This is a genomic window from Streptomyces lonarensis (genome assembly GCF_012033735.1).
Taxonomy (GTDB): Bacteria; Actinomycetota; Actinomycetes; order Streptomycetales; family Streptomycetaceae; genus Streptomyces; species Streptomyces lonarensis.
Window position 1 is genome coordinate 14901 of sequence record NZ_JAAVJD010000037.1, and the last position, 17174, is coordinate 32074.

Below are 17174 nucleotides of genomic sequence, written 5' to 3' on the forward strand. Positions count from 1 at the left end.
GTCGCCTACGGCACCATGGACCGCATGGAGCGCCCCGCTGATCACGCACTGACCGACTACGCCGACCGGGTGCTCACCTGGGCCGAGGCGGTGCCCCCCGGGCGCGTCCTCACCTACGGGGACATCGCCGGCCTCGTCGGCGAGGGCGGCCCGCGCCAGGTCGGCCGCGTCATGGCCACCTACGGCGCCGCCGTGCCGTGGTGGCGCGTGGTGCGCGCCGACGGCCTGCCGCTGCCCGGGCAGGAGCGCCGGGCCCTGGAGCACTACCGCGCCGAGGCCACGCCGCTGCGCGACCTCGTCCCGGGCAGCCCCTCCCGCGTCGACATGCGCCGTGCCCGCTGGCGCCCCGCCCCCGGGCAGCCTCCCGCGCCCGCCGAGCGCCGCGACTGACCGCGCGCGGGCCGACGCCGACCACAGCGACGGCCCGCGTCGGGCGCCGCTCCCCGGAACCGGTGTACCGCTTCTCACATCGACCAGCTTCCGTCATCCACCGGGTCCACGACCAACCGGACACCACCGCCGACCGGCCGAGGAGCATCCGTACCCCGCGACACCACGAACCCTCGCCGTGGCGCCGCCCCGCGCACACGGTCGCACGGCTCGCGTACCGTCTCCAGCACAGCCCTGTTGCCCGCCCCCGCGTCCATGGGGCGCCCCGAGAACCTGCGATGCACGTGAGCCTCTCCGTTCCAGCACCCGAACCGCCCGCCGGCCGGGCCGCCGGGCACCCCGTGCCCGCCGACCCCGGCGCCTACCGACTCGTGCGCACCCCGCCCGAGACCACGGGCCTCCCCGCCATGGACGCAGCGCAGCGCGCGGTGGTTGAGCATCCCGGCGGCCCGCTCCTCGTGCTCGCCGGGCCGGGAACCGGCAAGACCACCACGCTCGTCGAGGCGGTCGCCGCACGCGTCGACCGCGGCACGCCCCCTGAGCGCATCCTCGTCCTCACCTTCAGCCGCCGCGCCGCGACCGAGCTGCGCGACCGCATGTCCGCCCGGCTGCACGGCCGCTCCCCGCTCGCGGCCACCTTCCACTCCTACGCCTACGGACTGGTCCGCGCCCACCAGGACCGGGAGCTGTTCGCCGAACCCCTGCGGCTGCTCTCCGGGCCGGAACAGGACCTCTACCTGCGGGAGTTGCTCCAGGGCCAGCTCGCCCTGGAGCCGGCGGGCCGCGCGGTTCGCTGGCCCGGCGACCTCCGCGCCTGCCTCACCACCCGCGGCTTCGCCGACGAACTGCGCGCCGTCCTCGCCCGCAGCCGCGAACTCGGCCTGCCGCCCCACCGGCTCGCCGACTTCGCCGAGCGCGACGGCCGCCCCGACTGGCGCGCCGCCGCGCACTTCCTCGCCGAGTACCTCGACGTCACCGAGGCCCAGGGCGTCCTCGACTACGCCGAACTTGTGCACCGCGCCGCCCGCGTCGTCGAACGCGCCCGCGAGGGCCGGCCCCGCCCCGGCGCCCACGGCGAGCCGCCCCACACCGCCTTCGACGCCGTCTTCGTCGACGAGTACCAGGACACCGACCCCGCGCAGCTGCGGCTGCTCTCCGCCCTCGCCTCCGGCGGCCGCGACCTGACCGTCTTCGGCGACCCCGACCAGTCGATCTACGCCTTCCGCGGCGCCGACGTCGGCGGCATCCTGGAGTTCCCCGACACCTTTCCCACCGCCGAGGGCAAGTCGGCGCCGGTGGCGGTGCTCCGCACCGGGCGCCGCAGCGGCGCGGGGCTGCTCGCGGCCACCCGGGAGATCACCCGCCGGATGACCCTCAACCGGCTCCCCGCCGACAAGGTCCGCGCCCACCGCGACCTCGCCGCCGAGCGGCCCGGCGGCACCGTGCGCGTGCTGACCTTCCCCACCCCCGGCGCCGAACTCGACAACATCGCCGACCTGCTGCGCCGCGCCCACCTGGAGGACGGGCTGCCCTGGCGCGACATGGCGGTCCTCGTCCGCGCCGGCGGCCGCTCCCTGCCGGGCATGCGACGTGCCCTGACCGCCGCCGGTGTCCCGCTCGACGTCGACGGCGACGACCTGCCGCTGCGCCACGAGCCCGCCGTCGCGCCGCTGCTGACCGCGCTCCGGGCGGTGGCGGACCCCCGCACCCTCACCACCGAGACGGCGCTGTCGCTGCTGACCTCTCCGCTGGGTGGTCTGGACGCCGCCGACCTCCGGCGGCTCGGCCGCGCGCTGCGCGCCGAGGAGCGTGCCGCCGGTGTCGACCCGCCGCCCTCCTCGGACACCCTCATCGCGCGCGCCCTGACCGAACCGTCCCGGCTGGTCGCCCACGACCCGGCCCACGCCGGCGGCGCGCTGCGACTGGGCCGGCTGCTGGCCCGCACCGGGGAACTGCTGGCCGGCGGCTCCACCCCGGAGGAGGCGCTCTGGGAGCTGTGGGAGGGCACGACCTGGCCCCAGCGGCTGGAGCGCGCCGCCCGCCGCGGCGGCGTCGCGGGCCGTAACGCGGACCGCGACCTGGACGCGGTCTGCGCCCTCTTCGACGCCGCGGCGCGGGCCGAGGAACGGACCGGTGGACGCGGCGCCCTCAACCTGCTCGCCGAGCTGGAGGCGCACGACATCGCCGGGGACACCCTCGTCGCCGGCGGCACCCGCCCGGACGCGGTCCGGCTGATGACGGCCCACCGCGCCAAGGGCATGGAGTGGCCGCTGGTCGTGGTCGCCGGGGTGCAGGAGGGGCTCTGGCCCGACCTGCGGCGCCGCGGTTCGCTGCTGGAGGCCGACCGCATCGGCGCGGACGGCATCGCCGAGCCCCTCAGCCCCGGTGCGCTCCTCGCGGAGGAACGCCGGCTGTTCTACGTGGCGGCCACCCGCGCCCGCGAACGGCTGGTGGTGACCGCCGTCCGCGCCGGCGACGACGGCGACCAGCCCTCCCGCTTCCTGCGGGAACTCGGCGTGGAGACCGAGGACGTCAGCAGCCGGCCCCGCCGCCCGCTCTCCGTCGCCGCGCTGGTCGCCGAGCTCCGCGCCACCACCGTCGACCCCGACGCCCCCGTCGCGCTGCGGCACGCCGCCGCCCGGCGGCTGGCCCGGCTCGCCGCCGTGCGCGACGGCGAGGGCGCGCAGCTGGTGCCGGCCGCCCACCCGCAGCGCTGGTGGGGGCTGCGGGAGGAGACCGTCGCCGGCACCCCGGTGCGGGACCCGAAGCGGCCCGTCGCGCTCTCCGGCAGCGCCCTGGACCAGCTGGTCAACACCTGTTCCCTCCAGTGGTTCCTGGGCCGCGAGGTCTCCGCCGACGCACCGGCCACCGCCGCCCAGGGGTTCGGCAACGTGCTCCACGTCCTCGCCGACGAGGTCGCCTCCGGCTCCACCCCGGCCGACCTGTCGGTGCTGCTGGAACGGCTGGACGGCGTCTGGGACTCCCTCGCCTTCGAGGCGCCGTGGCACTCCCGGCAGGAACGCGAGGAGGCCCGCACCGCGCTGGAGCGGTTCCTCGCCTGGCACGCGGCGCAGGACGCGCAGGGCCGCAGGACCGAGGGGAGCGAGCGCGAGTTCGACGTCACGCTGCGCGCCGGCGGCAGCAGCGTCCGGATCAGGGGCGTCATCGACCGGGTGGAGCGCACTGCCGAGGGCCGGCTGTACGTCGTGGACTTCAAGACCGGCACCACCCCGCTGACCAAGGGCGACGCCGAGCTCAACCCGCAGCTCGCCGTCTACCAGCTGGCGCTCCGCCACACCGGCTCGCCCGACGACAGCGCCGACCGCATCGGCGGCGGGGAGCTGGTCTACCTCCGCAAGGGCGCGCCGAAGAAGGAGGGCGGCGAGACCATGCCGCTGCTCCGCCCCCAGGCCTCCCTCGACGGAGCCGTCGACCACCCCGCGTCCGGCCCCGAGGGCGACGCGGCAGCGGGCGGCGCCTCGCCGGCCGCCGGCCCGCCCGTGGTGGGCGACTGGATCGGCGGACTGCTGGCGGAGGCGGCCGGCAGGGTGCTGGACGAGCGCTTCACGCCCTCACCCGGCCAGCACTGCGGCACCTGCGGCTTCCGGGCCTCCTGCTCCGGGCGACCCGAGGGACGGGGTGTACTGGAGTGACGCACCGGCCGTGACCGGGCCCCGTCGCGGGACCGGGAACCGCGGCGCCGCCGGCGGCGTCCCTGAACAGGGGCGGAGCACGCGGGAGCCGGTTCACGACCGGTCACCGCGGTGCCGCCCGGCGGGGCGCGACCGCGCGCCGCCGAGTCCGGCCACCGCCGCGCGACCACCGGGATGCGTCGCGGGCGGCGGAGCGGGCAGGAGGACGGTCACCCGTACCTCCCCCAGCGAGACACACCCCGAGGAGCAACAGACGTGACACCGAAGAAGAGCGTCCTGACGGCAGCAATGGTGGGCGCGTTCGTCCTCGGCGCCACGGCGTGCGGCAGCGACTCCGGGCACTTCGACGGCAAGGCGCCGGAGGAGATCGCCGAGGAGGCCCGCGACGCGATGACGACCCTGGAGTCCGTCACCATCTCCAGCGACCTGGTGAGCCAGGGCCAGGAGGTCTCCCTGCAGGCCAGCATCGCCTCCGACGGCTCCTGCGAGGGCAGCTTCACCGCCGAGACGATGTCGGCGGAGTTCATCAGCATCGACGGCACCGAGTACCTCAAGGCCGACGAGGAGTTCTGGCAGGGCGAGGGGCTGGACGCCGCCGAGGTCGGCGGCAAGTGGATTCAGGGCCCCGAGGGTGAGATGAGCCTCACCGGCCAGTTCTGCGACCTCGACCAGATCCTCGGCGAGATGTCCGAGAGCGAGATCGAGGCCGACGACTGGGAGTCCATCGACGGCGAGACGATCGACGGCACCGAGACCGTCGGCATCCGCAACACCGAGGACGCCGACGCCGGCACCACCGACCTCTTCATCGCCGACTCCGAGGACGCCTACGTCCTCCGCTCGGTACGCACCGGTGACGTCGAGGGCACGGTCGAGTTCTCCGACTTCAACTCCGACTTCGACATCTCCGCCCCGGCCGACGCGATCGACATGACCGAGCTGGGCTGACCCACCGCGGCACGGGGGACGCCCGGCGACCACCGCCGCACCCCCGCACCCGCATCGCGCGCCGCCGGCCGGGGCCCACCGCCCCGGCCGGCGGCGCGCGTCGCTGTTCTCGCCTGCCGCCCGGGGCGCCGGGGGAGGGCGGTACGTGCACGCGCGTGCGGCCCCGCGTGTGCCGCGCTGTCCGAGTGCCGTACTAGCCTCGGGGACCGTGCCCGCCCACCTCCACCACCCCGACGAGCTGAAGTCGCTGCTCGGCATCCCCTTCACCGACGAGCAGATCCGCGCCATCACCGCGCCCGCCGCGCCGCAGGTCATCGTCGCCGGCGCCGGCTCCGGCAAGACCACCGTGATGGCGGCCCGCGTCGTCTGGCTGGTCGGCACGGGGCGAACCGCCCCCGACCGCGTCCTCGGCCTGACCTTCACCAACAAGGCCGCCGCCGAACTCTCCGAGCGCGTCCGCCGCGCGCTGCGCCAGGCCGGCGTCATCGACCCCGACGGCGCGCCCCTCCCGCCGCCCCGGCCCGGGGCGGATGCCACCTCCCCGGACGCGGCCCCGGATGAGACTCCGGGCGAGCCGGAGATCTCCACCTACCACGCGTTCGCCGGCCGGCTGATCGGCGAACACGGCCTGCGGATCGGGGTGGAACCGGGCTCCCGGCTGCTCGCCGACGCCTCGCGCTTCCAACTGTCGGCCGAGGTGCTCCGCTCCGCACCCGCCGAGTTCGCCGCCCCCACCGGCGCCTCCAGCGGCCGGCCCCGCCGCTTCACCTCCCTCGTCGAGGACCTGATCGCGCTCGACGGCGAACTCTCCGAACACCTCGTCGACCCCGCCGAGCTGCGCGACCACGACGACGAGCTCGCCGCCACCCTGGGGCGCCTCACCCGCACCACGGCGGCGCTGCGCCGCGTCGCCGAGACCGCCCGCGGCCGCCGCGAACTCCTCTCCCTGGTCGAGGAGTACCGGTCACGCAAGCGCGCCCGCGACCTCATCGACTTCGGCGACCAGATCGCCTGCTCCGCGCGGCTCGCCCGCGACATCCCCGAGGTCGGCCGGGCGCTGCGCGAGCGCTACGAGGTGGTGCTGCTCGACGAGTACCAGGACACCTCCGTCGCCCAACGCATCATGCTCGCCGGGCTGTTCGGAGCCGGCGGCCACGACGCCCCGGAGCCCCGGCCCACATCCCCCGGCCCCGCATCCCCCGCACCCGCCGGCGCCGGCCACGCCGTGACCGCGGTGGGCGACCCCTGCCAGGCGATCTACGGCTGGCGCGGCGCCTCCGTCGCCAACCTCGACGAGTTTCCCCGCCACTTCCCCCGCGCCGACGGCACGCCCGCCGCCCTCTACACCCTCACCGAGAACCGCCGCAGCGGCGGCCGGCTCCTCGACCTCGCCAACCGGCTGGCGGAGCCGCTGCGCGCCCGCCACCCGGGCGTCGAACCGCTGCGCCCCGCCTCCGGCGCCGACGGCGAGGGCCGGGTCCGCTGCGCGCTGCTCACCACGCAGGCCGAGGAGTTCGCCTGGCTCGGCGACCACCTCGCCCACCTCGTCCGCACCGGCACCCCGCCCGGCGAGATCGCGGTGCTCTGCCGGACCGCGGGCGACTTCGCGGAGATCCAGCGGGTGCTGGTCGGCCGGGGCGTCCCGGTCGAGGTCGTCGGCCTCTCCGGCCTGCTCCACCTGCCCGAGGTGGCCGACCTGGTGGCCGTCTGCGAGGTCCTGGCCGACCCCACCGCCAACGCCTCGCTGGTGCGGCTGCTCGCCGGGCCGCGCTGGCGGATCGGCCCCCGCGACCTCGCCCTCCTCGGCCGCCGCGCCCGGATGCTCGTCCGGCGCGAGGACGGTGGCGCCACCGACCGGCTGACCGGCGCCGTCCAGGGCACCGACCCGGCCGAACTCGTCTCGCTGGCCGACGCCCTCGACACCTTCACCGGCGCCGACCGCCGCGCCCGCGAGTCCGACGCGCACCGCACGGCGGGCGACGGCGGGCGCGACGACGGCCCCGAGGACGACCTCGCCTTCTCCGCCGAGGCGCGCGTCCGCTTCGCCCACCTCGCCGCCGAACTGCGCGAGCTGCGCCGCTCCGTCAGCGACCCGCTGATGGACGTCCTCCACCGGGTGCTGGCCGTCACCGGGCTGGAGGTCGAGCTGTCCGCCTCCCCGCACGCGCTCGCGGCACGCCGCCGCGAGACGCTGCGGGCGTTCCTGGACATCGCCGCCGACTACGCCGCCGGCGGCCACTCCACCGCCGTCGACCGCGATGCCGGACTCCTGGGGTTCCTCGCCTACCTGCGGGCCGCGGTCGAGCACGACAAGGGTCTCGACGGCTCGCTCCCCGGCACCGAGGACACCGTCAAGGTCCTCACCGCCCACAAGGCGAAGGGGCTGGAGTGGGACGTCGTCGCCGTGCCCGGCATGTACGAGTCGGGCTTCCCCCAGACGCGGGCACAGAACTCCTGGCTGAAGCACTCCCACACCCTGCCGTCGCCACTGCGGGGCGACGCGCCGACCCTGCCGGAGGTCGACGCGTGGACGACCCGCGGCCTCAGCGACCACGACAGCCGGGCCGGCCACCACCGTGAGCTGGAGGAACTGCGCCTCGGGTACGTCGCCTTCACCCGGCCGCGCTCGCTGCTGCTGGCCTCCGGCCACCGCTGGGGGCCGACGCAGAAGCGGCCCCGCACGGTCTCGCCCTACCTCACCGCCGTCCGGACGCACTGCGAGCGCTCACCGGACCACGGCGAGGTGGAGCAGTGGGCGCCGGAGCCCACCGAGGAGGACGTCAACCCGCTGCTCGACGCGCAGGACGCGGACACCCCCTGGCCGCTGCCGCTGGACGCCGGGGCCACCGCGCGGCGACGCGAGGCTGCGGCGCTGGTGTACGCCGGACTGCGGGGGCTCGGCGAGACCCCGCCGCCGCTGCCCCCGCCCCGCACCGACCCCTCGGTGGCGCCGCCCGGAACACCGGGCGCCCCGCCCGCCGCGGGGGAGCCGGAGGCCGTCCCGGCGGTGCCCGAGAGCGAGCTGACCCCCGAGGACCGGCGGGCGGTGGAGTCCTGGGACCGGGACCTCGACGCCCTCACCGGGGAACTGCGCCGCTCCCGCGAGCGGGTCCGGGAGGTCGTGCTGCCCGGTTCGCTCTCCGCCTCGCAGCTGCAGTGGCTCGCCGCCGACCCGGAGGGGTTCGCGCGCGACCTCGCCCGCCCCATGCCGCGCCGCCCCCGGCCCGCCGCCCGCCGCGGCACCCGGTTCCACGCCTGGGTGGAGTCGCGGTTCGAGACGCTGGCCCTGCCGATGCTCGGCCCCGACGAACTGCCCGGCGGCGCGGAGGACGACCCCGAGATCAGGGACGAGCAGGACCTGGAGGAGCTGAAGGCGGCCTTCGAACGCAGCCCGTTCGCCGACCGCGCGCCGTTCCAGGTCGAGGCCCCCTTCCAGCTGCGGCTCGCCGGCCGGACCGTCCGCGGCCGGATCGACGCCGTCTACCGGGAAGGCGACCGCTTCGAGATCATCGACTGGAAGACCGGCCACGACCGGGACGCCGACCCGCTCCAGCTGGCCGTCTACCGCGTCGCCTGGGCGGAGCTGCGGGGGCTGCCGCTCTCCCGCGTGACCGCCGCCTTCTACTACGTCCGCGGCGGGGAGCTGGTCCGCCCGGCCGTCCTGCCCGACCGCGCGGGGCTGGAGACGATACTGGCAGGGGAGGTGACCTGGGCGTCCAACGTCCCCGGTTAGTCTCGACGTATGCCCCGCAACCAGGACAGCGCCGTCCCCCCGATCTCCCTCACCTCGGCCGCAGGTATCGACCGCGGATCGGGGCGCCGCCTGGACGAGGCATGGCTCGGCGCGGCGTGGAGCCACCCCACGACCAGGGTGTTCGTGGTCTGCGAGGGGCAGGCACTGATCGAGGACACCGAGGACGGCGGAGCCGACCTCGTGATGACGCCGTCCTTCGACGCGCCCGTGACCGAGGCCCACCGCTACTTCCTGGGCACCGACGCCGACGGTGTCCGCTACTTCGCCGTCCAGAAGGACTCCCTCCCCGGCCGGCTCGACGCCGCGGCCCGCCCCGCCGGGCTGCGGGAGGCGGCCGTGCTGCTCGGCGAGCGGGACTCGGCGCTGCTGGTCCACGCGGTGGCGCTGGAGAACTGGCAGCGGATGCACCGCTTCTGCTCCCGCTGCGGCGAGCGCACCGTGATCGCCGCAGCCGGCCACATCCGCCGCTGCCCGGCCTGCGGCGCGGAGCACTACCCCCGGACCGACCCGGCCGTCATCATGCTGGTCACCGACGAGGAGGACCGCGCGCTGCTCGGCCGCCAGGTCCACTGGCCCGCCGGGCGGTTCTCCACGCTGGCCGGGTTCGTCGAACCGGGGGAGTCGATCGAGGAGGCCGTGGTGCGGGAGGTGGCCGAGGAGGTCGGGGTCCGGGTGGACCGCGTCGAGTACGTCGCCAGCCAGCCGTGGCCCTTCCCGTCCGCGCTGATGCTCGGCTTCCAGGCCCACGCCGGGGGCGACGGCGCGGTCATCCGCGTCGACGGCGAGGAGATCGCCGAGGCCCGCTGGTTCTCCCGCGAGGACCTGCGGGAAGCGGTCGAGGCCGGCGAGGTCATGCCGCCGACCAGCGTCTCCATCGCGGCGCGGCTGGTCGAGCAGTGGTACGGCAAGCCGCTGCCGCTGCCCCGGGGCTGACCCGGGCGGCGTCGCCCCCCCCGAGCCCCCGAGCCCCCGAGCCTCAAAGCCCCCGCGCCCCCGCGCCCCGGCCCGCCGGTCCCGAAGGGCGCCCCCCGGGCACCGGACACCGGACCGGTACCGACGTCGGCACACCCGTGGCCCGACCGCCGAGGGCGGCCGGGCCACGGGGCGCGCGAGGCGGCGGGGCTCAGCTCCCCAGCTTCGCCTTCACCTGCGCCAGCGACGGGTTGGTCAGCGTCGAGCCGTCGTCGAACAGCAGCGTCGGCACCGTCTGGTTGCCGTTGTTCGCCTTCTCGACCAGCTCGGCGGCGGCCGGGTCGTGCTCGATGTTGACCTCGGTGTAGGCGATCCCCTCGCGGTCCATGTTCCGCTTGAGCGTGCGGCAGTAGCCGCACCAGGTGGTGCTGTACATCGTCACGGTGCCCGGCATCGCGTTGACGCTCCTCGTCTGGTGTCGGTGGGGACGGGACCGCGCGTCGCCCGCGCTGTTCCCGCCCGTCCCCCGGGAGGGGACAGCACCCAGGAGAACACGACCGCCCCGACGGCATTCCGCCGCCCGCCGCGCCCCCGCCGCCACCCCGGCTCGGTAGGACGATCGGACCGGGTCTGTGGAAGCGCACGACGCGGTGTCGTCCCGGCCTGGCAGCATGGAGCGCGTGACAGCAGCGACACCCTTCCCGGACAGCCCCCCGCCGGCCGCCGCCCCGGCCGTCCCGGCGGCCCACGCCGCACGGACACCGGGCGCGCCGGCCATCCCGGAGCCCCCCGCCGACGCCGACGCGGTCCTGGACGGCCTCGACCCCGAGCAGCGGTCGGTCGCCACCGCCCTCAGCGGGCCCGTGTGCGTCCTCGCCGGGGCCGGGACGGGCAAGACCCGCGCCATCACCCACCGCATCGCCTACGGCGTCCGCTCGGGAGTGCTGCCCCCGATGAGCGTCCTCGCCGTCACCTTCACCAACCGCGCCGCGGGCGAGATGCGGGGCAGACTGCGGCAGCTCGGCGCCCGCGGGGTCCAGGCCCGGACCTTCCACTCGGCGGCGCTCAAGCAGCTCCAGTACTTCTGGCCCAAGGCCGTCGGCGGTGACCCGCCGCGCCTGCTGGAACGGAAGGCGCAGTTCGTCGCCGAGGCCGCGGCGCGCAACCGCATCCGACTGGAACGCGCCGAGCTGCGCGACGTCATCTCCGAGATCGAGTGGGCCAAGGTCACCCAGACCGTTCCGGAGGACTACCCCGTCGCCGTCGCCAAGTCCGGCCGGGACGCCCCCCGCGACCCGGCCGAGACCGCGCGTGTCTACGCCGGGTACGAGCAGCTCAAGCAGGACCGCGGGGTGATCGACTTCGACGACGTCCTGCTGCTCACGGTCGGCATCCTCCAGGACCGGCCCGACATCGCGGAGACCGTCCACCGGCAGTACCAGCACTTCGTCGTCGACGAGTACCAGGACGTCAGCCCCCTCCAGCAGCGCCTCCTCGAACTCTGGCTCGGCGGCCGGGACTCGCTCTGCGTGGTCGGGGACGCCAGCCAGACCATCTACTCGTTCACCGGCGCCACCCCCGACCACCTCCTCGACTTCCGCACCCGGCACCCCGACGCCACCCTGGTGCGGCTGGTCCGCGACTACCGGTCGACGCCGCAGGTGGTCTCCCTCGCCAACGGCCTGCTCTCGCAGGCCCGCGGCCGGGCCGCCGAGCACCGGCTGGAGCTGGTCTCCCAGCGGCCCGCCGGGCCCGAGCCCGAGTTCCGCGAGCACACCGACGAACCCGCCGAGGCCGAGGCGACCGCCCAGCAGATCCGCGCACTCCTCGCCTCGGGCGTCCCCGCCAGCGAGATCGCCGTCCTCTACCGGATCAACGCCCAGTCCGAGATCTACGAGCAGGCACTCACCGACGCCGGCGTGCCCTACCAGCTCAAGGGTGCGGAGCGGTTCTTCGAACGCCAGGAGATCCGCCAGGCCGGGCTGGCGCTGCGCGGCTCCGCCCGCGCCGCCGGCAACGACGCCGACCTCCCGGACGGCCTCGGCCTCGGCGAGCAGGTCGGCGCGGTCCTCGCCGGAGTGGGCTGGAACCCGGAGCCGCCCGCCGGCTCCGGCGCGGCCCGCGACCGCTGGGAGTCCCTGCGGTCGCTGGTGCGTCTCGCCGAGGGCCTCGCCGCCGCGCGCCCCGGAGCCACGCTGGCCGACTTCGTGACGGAGCTGGAGGAGCGCGCCCACGCCCAGCACGCGCCGACCGTCGAAGGCGTCACCCTCGCCTCCCTCCACACCGCCAAGGGCCTGGAGTGGGACGCCGTCCACCTCGTCGGGCTCACCGACGGCATGCTGCCGCTCTCCCACGCCAAGACCCCGGAGCAGATCGAGGAGGAGCGGCGGCTGCTCTACGTGGGGGTCACCCGTGCCCGCAAGCACCTCACCCTCTCCTGGGCGCTGGCGCGCACCCCCGGCGGCCGGGCCGGGCGGCGGCCCAGCCGCTTCCTCGACGGCCTGCGCCCCGGCTCCAGCAGCCGGAGCACCGCCGGGGGGGCGGGCAAGGGCTCGGTCGAACGCGGCAGCGGCGGACGGAAGTCCCGGGGGCCGGTCCCGTGCCGGGTCTGCGGGCGCACCCTCACCGACGCGACGGAGATCAAGCTGCGCCGCTGCACCGACTGCCCCTCGACCATGAACGAGGAACTGTTCGAGCGGCTGCGTGCCTGGCGGGCGGTGCAGGCCAAGGAGCTGGGACGCCCGGCGTACACCGTCTTCACCGACGTCACGCTGATGGCGATCGCCGAGGAGGAGCCCTCCTCCGCGCGCGACCTCACCCGGATCTCCGGGGTGGGGCCGCACAAGCTCCGCCAGTACGGCGCGGACGTCATCGCGCTCTGCGAGGGCCGGGAGCCCGGGGGCCCCGAGGAGGCCGGGTCGGCCGAGGGGGACGCGGAACCGCCGTCGGACGACCGGGCCACCCGCCGCCGCCCGGTCCGCGCCGAACCCGAGGAGGACCCGGCGGCGGAGGCCCGGATGGCGGCCTTCCTCTCCGACGAGGAGCCGCCGCCGGAGGAGAGCGACGGGGACGCCTGGCGCTAGACGACTCTCCCCCGGAGGGGCAAGGGCGCCATTCCTGCGGGGAGGAAGAGGGCTCGGCGTGCGACTGGCCGAGGCTCGCAGCGCGGGTGCCAGGCCGGCCGAGCGGGTGTCCCGGGGGACGCACGGCTCGGTGGCGTTCGCCGGTTGCTCGACCAGGTCGAGCGTCCCGGGCCGGCGCCGCCCGCCGGGCGCCGGCCGTCGCCCCCTCGGGCGCGCCCCGGGCAACGGCGGCGGCGCCGGGGAGGGCTTCCGGACTTTCCGTCACCGGCTGTCTTGACGCCGTGCCGGAGTGGTCCCACCCTCACTGGGAGCGCTCCCAAGCGTGTCGTGGAATCCCGCGCCCCCGGTGACCGGCCCCCAGACCTTGCCGGTTCCACCGGGCCCCCACCGCTGGAAGGAACGAGCCCATGAACCGTCGACTCCGCACGTCGGACGCGTCGCCCCCGCCCCCGCCCCCGCCCGGAGCCCGCCCGAGACGGTCGCCCGGCCGGATGCGGGCGGTGTTCGGCGTCGCCACCGCCGCCGCCCTCGCCGCCGGAGCGCTGTCCGTGCCGGCCAGCGGCGCGGAGACCGGGCCCGGGGCCGGTGAGGAGGAGGGGCCCGAGCTGATCGTCAACGGCGACTTCGCCGCCGGAACCCAGGGGTGGTGGTGGACCCCCAACACCGAAGGCGTCGTCTCCGAGGGCCGGTTGTGCATCGACATCCCGGGCGGCACCGTCAACCCGTGGGACGCCATCGTCGGGCAGGGCGACATCGAGCTGGAGGAGGGCGAGAGCTACGCGCTGCGCTACACGGCCAGTTCGAGCGCCCCGACGGTCTCACGGGCCAACGTGATGCTGGCCGAGGAGCCCTACACCAAAGAACTCGCCACCACCGACGCCGTCGCGGGGGCACCGGTCTCGTTCGAGCACGTCTTCACCGCCGGCGCCGACTACGACGCCGCCCAGTTCTCCGTGGAACTGGGCGGCGCGGCGCAGCCGTTCACCTTCTGCCTGGAAGAGGTGTCGCTGCGCGGCGGAGCCGTGCCACCGGTCTACGAGCCCGACACCGGCTCCCCGGTGCGCGTCAACCAGGTCGGCTACCTGACCCACGGCCCCAAGAGCGGCACCGTCGTCACCGACGCCTCCGAGGCGTTGCGCTGGGTGCTGCGCGACGCCGACGGGCGCCGGGCCGCGAGCGGGAAGACCGAACCGTTCGGCACCGACCCGACGTCCGGGCAGCACGTCCACCGGTTCTCCTTCGACGCCGTCCAGCAGGAGGGCGAGGGGTGGACGGTCACCGTCGACGGCGAGAAGAGCGAGCCGTTCGCCATCGGTGACACGCTCTACTCCGACCTGCGGACCGACGCGCTGGCGTACTACTACCACAACCGCAGCGGCATCGAGATCGAGGCGGAGCTCGTCGGCGAGGAGTACGCCCGGCCCGCCGGGCACCTCAACGTCGCGCCCAACAAGGGGGACTTCGACGTCCCCTGCCGGCCGGGTGTCTGCGACTACCGGCTCGACGCTCCCGGCGGCTGGTACGACGCGGGGGACCACGGCAAGTACGTCGTCAACGGCGGCATATCGGTCGCCCAGCTGATGTCCCTGTACGAGCGCACCCTGTGGGCCGACGCCGCCGACGGCGAGGCGCTGGGCGACGGCTCGCTCCGGGTGCCCGAGCAGGGCAACGGGGTGCCCGACATCCTCGACGAGGCGCGCTGGCAGCTCGACTTCCTGCTCGCCATGCAGGTCCCGGCGGGCGAGGAGCTGGCGGGGATGGCCCACCACAAGCTGCACGACGCCAACTGGACCGGGCTGCCGTTGCTGCCGCACCGGGACGCCGAGCTCCGGCAGCTGCACGCGCCGTCCACCGCGGCAACCCTCAACCTCGCCGCCGCGGGGGCGCAGGCCGCCCGGCTCTTCGAGCCGTACGACCCGGGTTTCGCCGCCGAGGCGCTGACGAGCGCGGTGACCGCGTACGAGGCCGCGCTGCGCCACCCCGACCACTATGCGGACCCGAACGACGGCCAGGGCGGCGGCGCCTACAGCGACGACGACGTGACCGACGAGTTCTACTGGGCCGCCGCCGAACTCTTCGCCACCACCGGGGAGGAGCGCTACCTCGCGGACCTCCGGGACAACCCGCTGCACGGCGACACCGACGCGATCTTCCCCCGCGGCGGACTCGCCTGGGCGGCCACCGCCGGTCTGGGCGCCATCACGCTGGCCACCGTCGACACCGCGCTCGCCCCCGAGGAGCGGGCCGGGATCACCGCGACGCTGCTGGAGGCGGCCGACGGCTATGCCGCCGACTCCGTGTCCGAGGCGTACGGCGTGCCCTTCTCCCAGAACTACGTCTGGGGTTCCAACTCGCAGGTGCTCAACAACATGGTCGTCCTGGGCGTCGCCCACGACCTGACCGGGGAGGCCCACTACGGCGCCGCGGTGCTGCGCGGGCTGGACTACCTGCTGGGCCGCAACCCGCTCAACCAGTCCTACGTCACCGGCTACGGGGAACGGGACTCGCGCAACCAGCACCACCGGCACTGGGCCCGGCAGCTGAACCCCGCGCTGCCCCATCCGGCGCCCGGCTCGGTCGCGGGCGGCCCCAACGAGGAGCTGCAGGACCCGATCGCCGCCGATCTGCTGGAGGGCTGCGCGCCCGCGATGTGCTACATCGACCACATCGAGTCCTACGCCACCAACGAGATCACCATCAACTGGAACGCGCCGCTGGCCTGGGTCGCCTCCTTCGTCGACGACCTCGGTGACGGCGCCGGGACGGTGAGCACGACCGGTCCCGTCGACCGTTCCTGACCGCCGGGGCTCACACCCCCGCCGGCCGTTCACGCCCCCGCGCCGCCCGGCGCGGGGGCGTGAGCCCGGCGCGCCCGCGGGACGGTCTCCCGCGGTGCCGTGGCAACCGGGTACCGGAAACCTCCCGTCCGTATGGCCCCGCCCGCACGTCGCGTGACCCCCGACGGGCAGGAAACCGCTGGTCGGGACGGTTCCCGGGCGGAACGCCGGAGCCCGCCGCACCACGGTCCGGGAAGGTCCTGGGAAAACCTCGGAAAAATAGTTTGCGCAGGACCGAGCGATACGCATAGCGTGCTTCACGGCGCCGGAAGAGGCTTTTCCTCACCCGGTTCCGCGCAGTTCCGAACAGCCCGCAGCCACGACCGGTTCTCCCGGTCCCGTACGCGCCGAAGGGAGGCGATTCCCATGATCGATTTCATCACCGCCGGTCGTCCCCATGTCGCCTGCCCCAGTGCCGGTACGTCGGTTGCCGCTGCCGCCCGTGTGGGCGTCGCCGCTGTCTCCGGTGTGCGTGGTGGCCTCGCCCCGGCCTACGCCGTGCGTGAGCGCGCCACAGCCCTGGCAACGGTCGCCGTCGTGGCCAATGAGCGGCCCGCCGCCCGCAACGGCTTTGCCGTCGCCGGCGCGGTCGCCGCGGCAGACGCCCAGCTGTCCGGACAGCAGAAGTCCCAGCTCCACCCGATGTGGGCCCTCCGCGGGCTCGATCCCTGGACCGATCCAACCTGATTCGTGAGATCAGGTCGGCGCCTCCAGGGCCGCGGAACCCCGTCAGGGGACCGCGGCCCTTCTGTTTGCCCTGAACAGAGACCGACACGAGACGAGGACACACCCGTGCAACTCGCAGCCACCGCCCCGTCATCGCCCGACCTGCACTCACCACCGGATCCGGAGCCCACCGTGACCCCTCTCTTCACCCTCAACGAGCTCGACGAGGCCATCGACCGCCTCGACACCGGCGTCCCCTGCCGCAGCTACGACCCCGAGGTCTTCTTCGCGGAGTCCCCCGAGGACGTCGAGTACGCCAAGTCCCTCTGCGGCACCTGCCCGCTCCGCGAGGCATGCCTCGCCGGGGCGAAGGACCGCCGCGAGCCCTGGGGCGTCTGGGGCGGCGAGCTCTTCGTCCAGGGCGTGGTCGTCCCGCGCAAGCGGCCCCGCGGCCGTCCCCGCAAGAACCCGGTCCCCACGGCATGATCCCCGGAACGATCGGCGCGCCGACGCCGCACCACCCCCACCTGGACGACGACATGAACACCCACAGCCGTATGTCAGGCACACCGGCGCCGGACGACCCGCGCCACACCCAGAACAGGAACCGAAGAATGGAACTCATGCCCGAAGCCATGGCGCGCTCGCATATGAGCGAGCGCCTCAGGCAAGCGGAGAGCCAACGCCTCGCCACCGCGATGCTCCTGGAGCGCCGCTCCCGCAGGCTGCAACGGCGGGCGGCGCGGGCTTCGCACCGCGCGCGGCGCGCGCTGGCACGCGCTGTCATGTGACAGCCCGCGCCACGCCCGCCACGGTCCGCGGCCCCGCGGCCGTGACCGGCTCCTCCACCCGCTGATCGGCCCGGCCCGGGACACCCCGGCCGGGCCGTCCCCGTGGCGGCACGCGCTGGTCCGGGACCCGCGGCCCCGGC

Annotated in this window: 11 protein-coding genes; 10 read left to right on the forward strand and 1 reads right to left on the reverse strand. The window is 75.4% G+C overall.

Annotated elements, in window-relative coordinates:
* Positions 1-15: 15 nt before the first annotated feature.
* The 5 genes from HCN56_RS07620 (at position 16) to nudC (ending at position 9678) form a co-directional block, all read left to right on the forward strand.
* Positions 16-390 (forward strand): MGMT family protein, encoded by a 375-nt coding sequence (locus HCN56_RS07620; protein ID WP_167968742.1) that lies wholly within the window; start codon positions 16-18, stop codon positions 388-390.
* A gap of 278 nt (positions 391-668) precedes the next feature.
* The gene (locus HCN56_RS07625) at positions 669-4043 is read left to right on the forward strand and encodes an ATP-dependent helicase (protein WP_167968732.1); all 3375 of its coding nucleotides are present in this window, start codon (positions 669-671) and stop codon (positions 4041-4043) included.
* Positions 4044-4298: 255 nt separating this feature from the next.
* On the forward strand, positions 4299-4991 hold the full coding sequence (locus HCN56_RS07630; RefSeq protein ID WP_167968733.1) for a hypothetical protein: 693 nt from the start codon (positions 4299-4301) through the stop codon (positions 4989-4991).
* 208 nt (positions 4992-5199) lie between these two features.
* Entirely contained in the window at positions 5200-8724 is a 3525-nt protein-coding gene (locus HCN56_RS07635) for an ATP-dependent DNA helicase (protein ID WP_167968734.1), read from the forward strand.
* 9 nt (positions 8725-8733) lie between these two features.
* Positions 8734-9678: an NAD(+) diphosphatase gene (nudC, locus tag HCN56_RS07640; protein ID WP_167968735.1), complete on the forward strand. Its 945-nt coding sequence runs from the start codon at positions 8734-8736 to the stop codon at positions 9676-9678.
* A gap of 190 nt (positions 9679-9868) precedes the next feature.
* On the opposite strand, the gene HCN56_RS07645 is transcribed toward nudC, so the two are convergent.
* Positions 9869-10111 carry a mycoredoxin gene (locus HCN56_RS07645; protein ID WP_167968736.1) on the reverse strand — a complete coding sequence of 81 codons (243 nt, stop codon included), beginning with the start codon at positions 10109-10111 and terminating at the stop codon, positions 9869-9871.
* A 322-nt stretch (positions 10112-10433) separates the two neighbouring features.
* Between HCN56_RS07645 and HCN56_RS07650 the strand changes: the two genes are divergently transcribed.
* From HCN56_RS07650 to HCN56_RS27555, 5 genes are all read left to right on the forward strand, one after another.
* Positions 10434-12740, forward strand: coding sequence for an ATP-dependent DNA helicase UvrD2 (locus HCN56_RS07650; RefSeq protein ID WP_312871116.1), 2307 nt, complete (start codon positions 10434-10436; stop codon positions 12738-12740).
* 491 nt (positions 12741-13231) lie between these two features.
* Positions 13232-15538: a glycoside hydrolase family 9 protein gene (locus tag HCN56_RS07655; protein WP_167968743.1), complete on the forward strand. Its 2307-nt coding sequence runs from the start codon at positions 13232-13234 to the stop codon at positions 15536-15538.
* A 405-nt stretch (positions 15539-15943) separates the two neighbouring features.
* Positions 15944-16264 (forward strand): hypothetical protein, encoded by a 321-nt coding sequence (locus tag HCN56_RS07660; RefSeq protein WP_167968738.1) that lies wholly within the window; start codon positions 15944-15946, stop codon positions 16262-16264.
* A 105-nt stretch (positions 16265-16369) separates the two neighbouring features.
* On the forward strand, positions 16370-16729 hold the full coding sequence (locus tag HCN56_RS07665) for a WhiB family transcriptional regulator (RefSeq protein WP_167968739.1): 360 nt from the start codon (positions 16370-16372) through the stop codon (positions 16727-16729).
* Positions 16726-17034, forward strand: a complete 309-nt coding sequence (locus HCN56_RS27555) for a putative WhiB-interacting protein (protein ID WP_167968740.1) — start codon at positions 16726-16728, stop codon at positions 17032-17034. Before HCN56_RS07665 ends, HCN56_RS27555 begins: the two co-directional genes overlap by 4 nt.
* The last annotated feature ends 140 nt before the right edge of the window (positions 17035-17174 follow it).

What these genes read in the sequence shown, in the direction of transcription:
- HCN56_RS07620 (WP_167968742.1), top strand. Translation starts at nt 16, where the DNA reads ATGGACCGCATGGAGCGCCCCGCTGATCACGCACTGACCGACTACGCC.
- HCN56_RS07625 (WP_167968732.1), top strand. Translation starts at nt 669, where the DNA reads ATGCACGTGAGCCTCTCCGTTCCAGCACCCGAACCGCCCGCCGGCCGG.
- nudC (WP_167968735.1), top strand. Translation starts at nt 8,734, where the DNA reads ATGCCCCGCAACCAGGACAGCGCCGTCCCCCCGATCTCCCTCACCTCG.
- HCN56_RS07645 (WP_167968736.1), bottom strand. Translation starts at nt 10,111, where the DNA reads ATGCCGGGCACCGTGACGATGTACAGCACCACCTGGTGCGGCTACTGC.
- HCN56_RS07655 (WP_167968743.1), top strand. Translation starts at nt 13,232, where the DNA reads ATGCGGGCGGTGTTCGGCGTCGCCACCGCCGCCGCCCTCGCCGCCGGA.
- HCN56_RS07660 (WP_167968738.1), top strand. Translation starts at nt 15,944, where the DNA reads ATGATCGATTTCATCACCGCCGGTCGTCCCCATGTCGCCTGCCCCAGT.
- HCN56_RS27555 (WP_167968740.1), top strand. Translation starts at nt 16,726, where the DNA reads ATGATCCCCGGAACGATCGGCGCGCCGACGCCGCACCACCCCCACCTG.